Raw genomic sequence first — 8949 nt, 5'->3', positions numbered from 1 at the left:
ACGACCCGCTGGGATAAATTGACAATTGACAGTCGACAATTAATAAATAATCAGTTATATGGAAAAAAAATCAAACTCGACCTGGAGTGTCATTATCAAAGTTGTAATTGCCATAGCATCTGCTCTGGCAGGTGTATTCGGACTAAATTCCTGCATGAAATAGACCATGAGAGCAGGCAGTTTTTATCAGAACTATCGGGAGGTACGCCTCCTGGTAGTTCATTGCAGCGCCACGCGCTATGACCGGAATTTCTCCGTAGAGGCTCTCCGCCGCTGCCATCTGGCAAGAGGTTTCGCAAGCATCGGTTATCATTTCTACATCACCCGTGATGGAGAAGTACACATTTGTCGTCCGGTTCACCAGATTGGGGCGCATGCCACAGGCTGGAACGACCGGAGCATCGGCATCTGCTATGAAGGAGGATTGAACGAACGCGGACAGCCGGCCGACACAAGGACGTATGCCCAGAAATGCTCTTTACTCGACCTGCTGCGACAACTGAAAACAGATTATCCGCAAGCGGAAATACTGGGACATTACCAGCTCAGCAGCTCCATACACAAGGCATGCCCGTGTTTTGACGCAAGAGAACAGTACCGGGAGCTTTAATCTTCAATGCCATCAGTCGACATACTCCCACGGATAGGGGTTGTCTTCTATGTTTTGAAGCTCATCGATAGCTTCCTGTTGTTCACTTGTTAAATTGGCACGATTCCAAGTATCAATGATCGCATGTGCCTGTGCTGACAGTTCGTCTTCATAGACCTCACCGTAACAGTAGGTCAGGAGACGTACTTTCAGTAGGGAAGCCGGCAGGTCGGGAATCACCTCAAAACAACGGTCGAGAATGTTCTGAACATATTGCTGTTTATGACCGTTATCATACACCGTAGCATTAAAAGCAACCAAAAGTCCCAGACAAAGTTCTGCTTCCGATTCCACTGTATCACCATGAGTATCATACAGACGAAGAGCCTGTTCGTATACCTCGCGATTCAAACGCGTGAAATGATCCACATAAATGGAATTGCCGTCCAAGCCAAGCGTCAGAAGGCTATGGGCAAGCGAAAACAAGGATGAAACGTGATCAGACATGTATGTTTATGAATTATGAATTATAAATTACAAGTTATGAATGGCGCCACTGACGGTTAATCGGCAATAGGCTCAACAAGGGAAGGATGAATAAAAGTGGTGGCGATTGCCATAACACCTTCTATATTGACCACTACACGACGGTCGTGGCGGATACGGACAAATTCACCGATGACACCTTCGAACACACCTCCGGTAATACGTACTTTCTGTCCCTTTGCCAGATGAAGCTCGGCAGGTTCCACATAAAGAACGGATTCGTCATAGCTTCCGGCAACAAGAATGAAGCTGCGCATCTGTATGTCCGGAATGATAATAGGACGTCTAAGTTCACGATCCATGATATAACGCATGGGAATGTTCATGCCGGGTTTATCTTTCAAGGCGTCTATGCACTTACGGGTGGAATGTATAAAGACGAGGTTATGAACAGCGGGAACAAGTTTACGTATACGCCTGCCGTTTTTCTCCGCATATTCATAGTGCATCGGAATAAAGCTTTCTATCCCCTCTTTGTCCAAAAGAGCTTTTAGTGCCAATTCACGACTATATGTGACACGCAAAGCAAACCAATGTTTTTTTATCGATATACCATTCATTATCAGCAGATAATTGTCACTCGGCAATGATTAGTCATTTACTCTGGAAAAGATATTCTTTGGGGACACCGGAGTAGCGGAATACCTCCCGGTTAAGTTATGTAATGCCATTACTTTCAGCAATTTATACTGCATCCACGTTATTTCACGACTCTCCACCATCACGGAAAGAAAAGCTAAGAAATAGTTATGTAAGTAGCTAACATATACTAACTACTTGATTTCCAACAAGAGCGGCAAACGAGGCTCGAACTCGCGACCCTCAGCTTGGGAAGCTGATGCTCTACCAACTGAGCTACTGCCGCATTGCTTTCTTTGAAAGACGCTGCAAAGGTAAAAGAAGTTTTTTTATATTCAAAAATAAAAATGTACTTTTACAGCCACAAAAGTGAAAAATCCATGAAACGAATCATACTTATCACCGGAGGAGCACGTTCCGGTAAAAGCAGCCACGCGGAAAAACTGGCACTAAGCCTCTCTCCTAACCCTGTTTATCTTGCTACTGCACGCATCTGGGACGAAGAATTCCGCCAACGCGTCATCCACCATCAGCAAAGACGAGGGACGGAATGGACAAACATCGAAGAAGAAAAGCAACTAAGCCGTCACCAATTATCCGGACGCACTGTACTGATAGATTGCGTAACCCTATGGTGTACAAACTTCTTTTTTGACGTAAATGCAGATACGGACAGTGCCCTGGCAACTGCCAAGGAAGAATTCGACCGCTTTACAAAGCAAGATGCCACTTTTATTTTTGTCACCAATGAAATTGGTATGGGAGCCACTTCGGAAAATGAAATCCAACGCAAATTTACAGACATGCAGGGGTGGATGAACCAATATATTGCCCAACATGCAGACGAAGTATGGCTGATGGTATCGGGAATTCCGGTGAGGGTGAAATAAAAGGGTGATAGAGGGTGATAGGGTGATAAAGTTAAATAATAGAGCGATAAACTTATGAAAACATTTAAGATTGTACGACCGGATGAGAGTATCCGTCCGGCATTGATTGATAAAATCAATAATTTAACTAAACCGAAAGGTTCATTGGGTACTCTTGAGGAGTTGGCTTTACAAATAGGCTGGATACAGCAAACTCTGGCTCCCACCCTGCGACATCCGCAGAATATTATTTTTGCTGCCGATCATGGCATAGTAGAAGAAAAGGTCAGCCTTTCACCCAAAGAAATTACCTGGCAACAGATCAGCAACTTCCTACATGGAGGTGCAGGAGTGAACTTCCTTTGTCGCCAACATGGATTTACCCTGAAAATAGTAGATGCCGGTGTAGATTATGATTTACCATACGACAAGGGTATTATCAATATGAAAGTACGAAAAAGTACACGAAACTATCTGCATGAGGCAGCCATGACGGAAGAAGAAATGGAGCTTTGCCTGGAACGCGGTGCAGAAGTGGTACGCCGCTGCCATGAAGAAGGTAGTAATGTGCTCAGTTTTGGAGAAATGGGTATAGGAAATACCTCTTCTTCGTCCATGTGGATGACCTGTTTCACCGGAATACCTTTAGAACAATGTGTAGGAGCAGGTAGCGGACTGGATAATGCGGGTATCCGCCATAAATACGAAGTGCTGAAACAATCGCTCGATCACTATAAAGGAAACGGATCACCGCGTGATATCATCCGTTACTTCGGCGGACTGGAGATGGTTATGGCAGTAGGTGCCATGCTACAGGCGGCCGAATTAGGCATAATTATACTGGTAGATGGTTTCATCATGACAAACTGTATTCTGGCTGCTGCCAAACTATATCCCGAAGTAATGAATTATGCCATCTTCGGGCATTGTGGAGATGAAACCGGACATAAATTGTTGCTCGACAACATGGAAGTAAAACCATTGCTGAATCTTGGATTGCGTCTGGGCGAAGGAACAGGTGCTATTTGCGCCTATCCTATTGTAGAATCCGCCATCCTGATGATTAACGAAATGGATAACTTTGCACATGCATCCATAACAAAGTATTTTTAACGATATGAAAATCCTCGCAGCACTCATATTTTTCACGCGCCTTCCTTTCTGGAGGATCAAAGAAGTCCCGGCAAAGTACTTCAAGCGTATCGTTCCCTACTGGCCATTAGCCGGATGGTTAACGGGCGGTATCATGGTCGGTGTTCTATGGGTGACTGCCCAGGTGCTGCCCGTATCTATCGCATGGTTGCTCGCTATTCTATCGCGGCTGCTCATCACTGGTTGCCTGCACGAAGATGGACTGGCCGACTTTTTCGACGGCTTCGGTGGAGGAACCACCAAAGAGCGCACACTTGCCATCATGAAAGACTCTCAGATAGGAAGCTATGGAGTCATAGGATTGATAGGTTATTTCCTATTATTGTTTCTACTCTTAGGAAATCTGCCGTTGAAGTTAATCTGTGCCCTTGTCATTTGCGGGGATTGCTGGTCTAAATTTTGTGCATCGCAGATTATCAACTATCTGCCATACGCACGAAAAGAGGAAGACAGCAAGGCAAAAGTTGTGTACGACCGTATGACCTGGCAAGAATTGCTGACAGGATTCATCTGTGGACTTTTGCCCATCGTATTATTCCTGCCGATAGATTTCTGGCCCGTTACAATTTGTCCGATTCTCACATTTATTTTTCTGTACCGATTGATAAGACATCGTCTTCAAGGTTATACGGGAGACTGCTGCGGAGCTGCATTCCTGCTTTGTGAACTATCATTCTATCTGGGTGCCGCTATCTTGCTATATGCACATATCAGGTACGGTAATCCAGACTTTATCAATGCTTATTTAAAATAGTCATCCTATGGAAGTTACATTTATCAGACACACTTCGGTCGACGTCCCTCCCGGAGTGTGCTACGGACAATCAGATGTCCCCTTGCGTGACAGTTTTGAGCAGGAAGCTGCCATTACTTCTGAGAATTTGAAGACTTACCGTCCGCAAGGCAGGGATTTCGATCACGTATATACCAGTCCTTTATCTCGTTGCGTACGCCTCGCGACCTATTGTGGATACCCGGATGCAGAACATGACAAACGAATTATGGAAATAAACTTCGGAGATTGGGAAATGCAGAAGTTTGATGAAATAAGTGATCCGAGATTGAAAGAGTGGTATGCCGATTATATGAATGTACCCGCAACAAACGGAGAGTCATTCGCCATGCAATATCAACGTGTTGCCAGTTTCCTGGATGGGCTGAAAGAAAAAGAGTACGCACAAGTTGCCATCTTCGCACACGGTGGCGTACTGATTTGTGCACAACTCTATGCAGGAACCATCAAACCGGAAGAGGCGTTCAGTGCCCTGACACCTTATGGAGGAATCATTCAACTGAAAATCTAATCATCCGTTTTCGGCCATGTGAAGATGACCAGCGGTCCTTCATGTGTATCTGACTGTACCTTGTAAATGCCTCCGAAAGCATGGATAAAATGCGCATTGATTTCATGACGAATCAAAGTCGTTTTATTGTCAAAGCGTGACTTGGCAAGAGGTGTGCCGATTATTTTAAAGGTTACGATACCTTTTTCTTTATCATAACGGATGCGGACAACAATGTTATAAGAGTTTTTATCGTTCTCTGCAGGCACCAGCAGACTGGAAAGCAATGTAGAGAACCAGTTTTCATCCGTACATATCATCTGACTCTGGATATTCGTATCTAATCGGATGGTCAAACGTCCACTCCCTACCTGTCTGGCAAGTTCAACTTCCTTGCGGCACAGCGACATGACTTCACATTCTTCATGCTTATATTTTGTTTTACCGGATTCCAAACGGGAAAGTTCCAGAATGCTATTGACATACTTCAGCAGATTTTCTGCATTCTCCTGTATCATCTTGCCATATTCCACCTTAGCCTCAGGAGCCAGTTCTTTCGACTCTGTCAATAGCTCGGCAAAACCTACCACTACATTCAACGGGGTACGTATATCATGGCTAATCTCCGATTGCAGGCGATCTTTAGTGACATTATCCGCTTCTGCCTGCATCGCTGCATCCGCTGTTACTTTCTCCGCCGCAGCTATTTTCCGGGACAGATAGCGGGTATACAGATAAAACAGAAGCATTAAAGCCAATAGAGTCATCAAGAATAAGAAACCTTGCTTATAATTGGTATCTTTTATTTTCTGCTTCTCCAGCAAAAGCTCATCAATATGATAAATCTCCTTCACCTGTTGCAACTGGTTGGCTGAGAAAGCATTGTCCAGTGAGTCTTGCATGGCAATCAGATAACGGCGTGTTTCAATAGCTCCGTCGACATCACCTTTATCAATCTGAGTGGATGCTTTGTAATTGATGAGTGTGGCAAACGTGGATACATAATGATTCAACACTATAGGTGTTACTTCATCAATCAAAGCAATACTCTTATCATACTCTTTCGTGCGGGAATAATATTGTAATTGCACAAGCTGGACATTCAGCCAGAATACCGGGTCCACATGATCTTCCAACAGTGCTTTTGCTTTATCTATATGTTCTTGCGCTTCGGCCATCTTCCCACGGTTCATGAAGTGAAGTACATATTTTACCTCGCAGTCAATTCTCAAATTGCTCCAATTCTTACGTGTTTCAGGTTCGCGGGAAACAACGTCCCGCAAAGTTTCATCCATCTGTGCCAGATAAGGACGCTTTAAACTATCCTGACCTGCATTACCATATACCTGGGCAATGCGTGAAAGAATGTCGATACGCAAAAAAGGCTTAGTCTGAGGTGTAAAATTCTGATAAGCCTTCAGGAGAATCTTCAGAGCTTCATCGCCTCTACTGGACACATTATAAGCACATGCCAGACTGTTATAGGCAGCAATTTCCCCATTATTTGAATGATGTTCCAAAGATTCCTGCAAAGTTTCCTTAGCCACATATATGGCCTTTTCTATCTGCCTTTTCGAAGCTAATGCGCGGCTGATAGCGGCTTTCTGTTCCAGGTAATAGTCATAAGTGCCCACTTCAGTAGCATAACTTTTCAGTTTATCCACCCAGTACGCCAGAGTATCCGGTTCATGCAATTTATCGTAACAGGCGGCAAGGTAATAGGCTCCCAGATTCTCATAAGGCACATTCTTTTGCGTACAAGCTTCTTGATACAAAGCCGTAGAAAAAGCCTTATTATAAGGAGCATACTGATGCCTGTAAGCCATATCACGTAAATAATCAAGTTTGGCAAACGTACTCGGCATAGCCTGTGCCACTTTCAGAATACTATCCTGATACTGCTGCGCATTAGCGTCTTCCGCCTGCAACATGTAAGCATGTCCACACAAAAAATAAAGCAATATGATTATAGTATGTTTCATAAAGCGGTATCCTCCATTTTAGATTGAAACTTCAACGGATGTGTAAAACAGAAACGTGCACCTTGTGTATAGTTAGAGTCTACCCACAACCGCCCCTTCATGTAAGTGACAATCAGTTTACAAATAGAAAGTCCCAAGCCGCTTCCCTGTGCAAAGTCATTCAGCTTTTCAAAACGTTCAAAAATCAGCTCCTGTTTTTCAAGCGGGATACCACATCCCGTATCGGTGACGGAAAAGAAAGCTGTATTGCGATCGGACATTTCCAGCTTTAGTACAATGGAACCTTCCTTGGTAAATTTAGTAGCATTCACCAATAAATTAATCAAAACCTGACGAAGCCGGGCATCATCCGTATCCATTACCAATTCAGAGATTTCCGTATCAAAGCGTAACTCCACTTCAAGTTTACGGGACGCAGATACTGTTTCCACTACTTCTTTACATAACTTCACCGCATCATACGGACGTACGTTAAATGTGATATTATCATTTTCAAAATCGGAAAAATCAAGGATGTCATTAATCAATTTCAATAACTGGAAAGAATTGACTTTGATGATTTCACAGAATTCTTTGCGGGAATCTTCATCAAATGAATCATCGTCTGATGACAATACAGCAGAGAATCCCACGATGGCATTGAGCGGCGTACGCACTTCATGGCTCATATTGGAGAGAAACATATTTTTCTTTTTTATAGCCCGTTCTGCCTTCTGTATCATACATTCCTGTGAACGCTTCGACTCCTTCAAACGGAATATTTTTTTCCAACTGAAATAAAGGAAAAGAAACAAAGCAATCGTACAGATAATAATGCCACCCAGATAAAAGCGATATGAAAACAACCGGTCTTGCTCATTCTGATAAGTCAACTGGTCTGCCTGGAAATGGGTAGTCAACTGGTCGATTTCTTTAGGATAGTTTTTTTCGAAAGATGATTTTATGTACGAAAAAACTGCACCATACTGAGTGTAGGCTTCTTCTTTCCGCCCCATCTTTACAAGCAGATTCGCCTTATTCATCATCGTTTCTTTATACAGGCTGCTGTTTATTTTAGCATAATCCGTATGGAAGAATGTATCATAAGCTTCCAGAGCTTTCTCATATTCACCTTTTTTCTCCCAATATAAGGCATCTGCTATCAAAAGATGTTGCAGGATGCCGGGAACCAGTTCTTCACGTAGCGGATCCACTTCATCCAGATGTTGACGGGCTATCTTTACTGAGCCGTTCAGTAGTTGGCAATAGGCATTGAAGATATGACGGACAGCCTGTTCCTGTACAGATAATTTCTCCGCCGGATAACGGTTCAGGCGAGTTATGAAGCGAGCAGCCTGGGTATAATTCCGGATACGTAAATTGTATTCCACTAATTCCACCAGCAATATATGGATGTGTATATCTTCATCATTATCATTCAACTGATCGAATAGTTCCAAAGCTTGTGCATAAGTGTCACCAGCTTCTTTTATACGTCCTGTATAAGAATAAACTTCCCCCATAGCATTCAAGGCAAGAGCCATCCCCAGATGATCGGACCATACACTTGCCTTAGAATACATCTGTTCACTTTGTGCAATAGCAAAACGGATTTCTCCCCGAAAGAGAAATGATTTAATAATAACACGCTCTAACTCAAAATAAGTTTTGTATTGTTTGCTTGCTTCCAGATAATCGAGTATACTGTCTGTAGGGATCATATCGCTCTCTTCTTTGGTGAGATAATCGAATCCCATACTGGCATGAAAGGAGTATATTATTTCATCCTGTATATTGTATTTATCCTCGTGAGGTGCATTCTCTCCTGCAGATAGAGACAAAAAGCCTCCAAAGCATACAATATAAAGAAGCAGATATTTCAGTAAGTTTCTCATGAAGTTTGTTTGTTTCGTGCTGTGTGGTGTTTGTGTTGCCATTCACCGCATACGTTGGCAAATATATTCAATATT

General features: G+C 43.2%; 10 protein-coding genes and 1 tRNA gene. 6 read left to right on the top strand and 5 right to left on the bottom strand.

The genetic code is table 11. The features are described 5' to 3' along the window. The first annotated feature begins 58 nt into the window (after window positions 1–58). Window positions 59–163, top strand: a complete 105-nt coding sequence (locus tag DW182_RS22085) for a smalltalk protein (protein WP_158580779.1) — start codon at window positions 59–61, stop codon at window positions 161–163. 3 nt (window positions 164–166) lie between these two features. Next, window positions 167–610, top strand: a complete 444-nt coding sequence (locus DW182_RS02825; protein WP_118294600.1) for an N-acetylmuramoyl-L-alanine amidase — start codon at window positions 167–169, stop codon at window positions 608–610. Window positions 611–622: 12 nt separating this feature from the next. On the opposite strand, the gene DW182_RS02820 is transcribed toward DW182_RS02825, so the two are convergent. From DW182_RS02820 to DW182_RS02810, 3 genes are all read right to left on the bottom strand, one after another. Further along, window positions 623–1096 carry a UpxZ family transcription anti-terminator antagonist gene (locus DW182_RS02820; protein ID WP_118294599.1) on the bottom strand — a complete coding sequence of 158 codons (474 nt, stop codon included), beginning with the start codon at window positions 1094–1096 and terminating at the stop codon, window positions 623–625. Between the two features lie 56 nt (window positions 1097–1152). Continuing rightward, a complete protein-coding gene (locus DW182_RS02815; RefSeq protein ID WP_118294802.1) occupies window positions 1153–1695 on the bottom strand; it encodes a UpxY family transcription antiterminator in 543 nt (180 codons plus the stop codon). A gap of 232 nt (window positions 1696–1927) precedes the next feature. Beyond that, a tRNA-Gly gene (locus DW182_RS02810) sits at window positions 1928–2000 on the bottom strand. A gap of 94 nt (window positions 2001–2094) precedes the next feature. Here DW182_RS02810 and cobU point away from each other — a divergent pair. The 4 genes from cobU to cobC are packed head-to-tail and all read left to right on the top strand — an operon-like array spanning window position 2095 to window position 5039. Next, window positions 2095–2604 carry a bifunctional adenosylcobinamide kinase/adenosylcobinamide-phosphate guanylyltransferase gene (cobU, locus tag DW182_RS02805; RefSeq protein WP_118294598.1) on the top strand — a complete coding sequence of 170 codons (510 nt, stop codon included), beginning with the start codon at window positions 2095–2097 and terminating at the stop codon, window positions 2602–2604. Window positions 2605–2658: 54 nt separating this feature from the next. Continuing rightward, window positions 2659–3696, top strand: a complete 1038-nt coding sequence (gene cobT / locus DW182_RS02800) for a nicotinate-nucleotide--dimethylbenzimidazole phosphoribosyltransferase (protein ID WP_118294597.1) — start codon at window positions 2659–2661, stop codon at window positions 3694–3696. Window positions 3697–3700: 4 nt separating this feature from the next. Beyond that, entirely contained in the window at window positions 3701–4489 is a 789-nt protein-coding gene (locus DW182_RS02795; RefSeq protein ID WP_118294596.1) for an adenosylcobinamide-GDP ribazoletransferase, read from the top strand. A 7-nt stretch (window positions 4490–4496) separates the two neighbouring features. Next, the gene (gene cobC / locus DW182_RS02790; RefSeq protein ID WP_118294595.1) at window positions 4497–5039 is read left to right on the top strand and encodes an alpha-ribazole phosphatase; all 543 of its coding nucleotides are present in this window, start codon (window positions 4497–4499) and stop codon (window positions 5037–5039) included. Here cobC and DW182_RS02785 read toward each other — a convergent pair. After that, window positions 5036–7000: a sensor histidine kinase KdpD gene (locus DW182_RS02785; RefSeq protein ID WP_118294594.1), complete on the bottom strand. Its 1965-nt coding sequence runs from the start codon at window positions 6998–7000 to the stop codon at window positions 5036–5038. The genes cobC and DW182_RS02785 overlap by 4 nt on opposite strands. Further along, on the bottom strand, window positions 6997–8874 hold the full coding sequence (locus tag DW182_RS02780; RefSeq protein WP_118294593.1) for a tetratricopeptide repeat-containing sensor histidine kinase: 1878 nt from the start codon (window positions 8872–8874) through the stop codon (window positions 6997–6999). The genes DW182_RS02785 and DW182_RS02780 overlap by 4 nt, the downstream gene beginning before the upstream one ends. Between the last annotated feature and the right edge of the window lie 75 nt (window positions 8875–8949).

This window comes from Bacteroides sp. AM16-24, from assembly GCF_003471885.1.
Classification (GTDB): Bacteria; Bacteroidota; Bacteroidia; order Bacteroidales; family Bacteroidaceae; genus Bacteroides.
The sequence above is the reverse complement of the archived record's forward strand: the minus strand, read 5'-3'. Positions and strand labels throughout refer to the sequence as shown.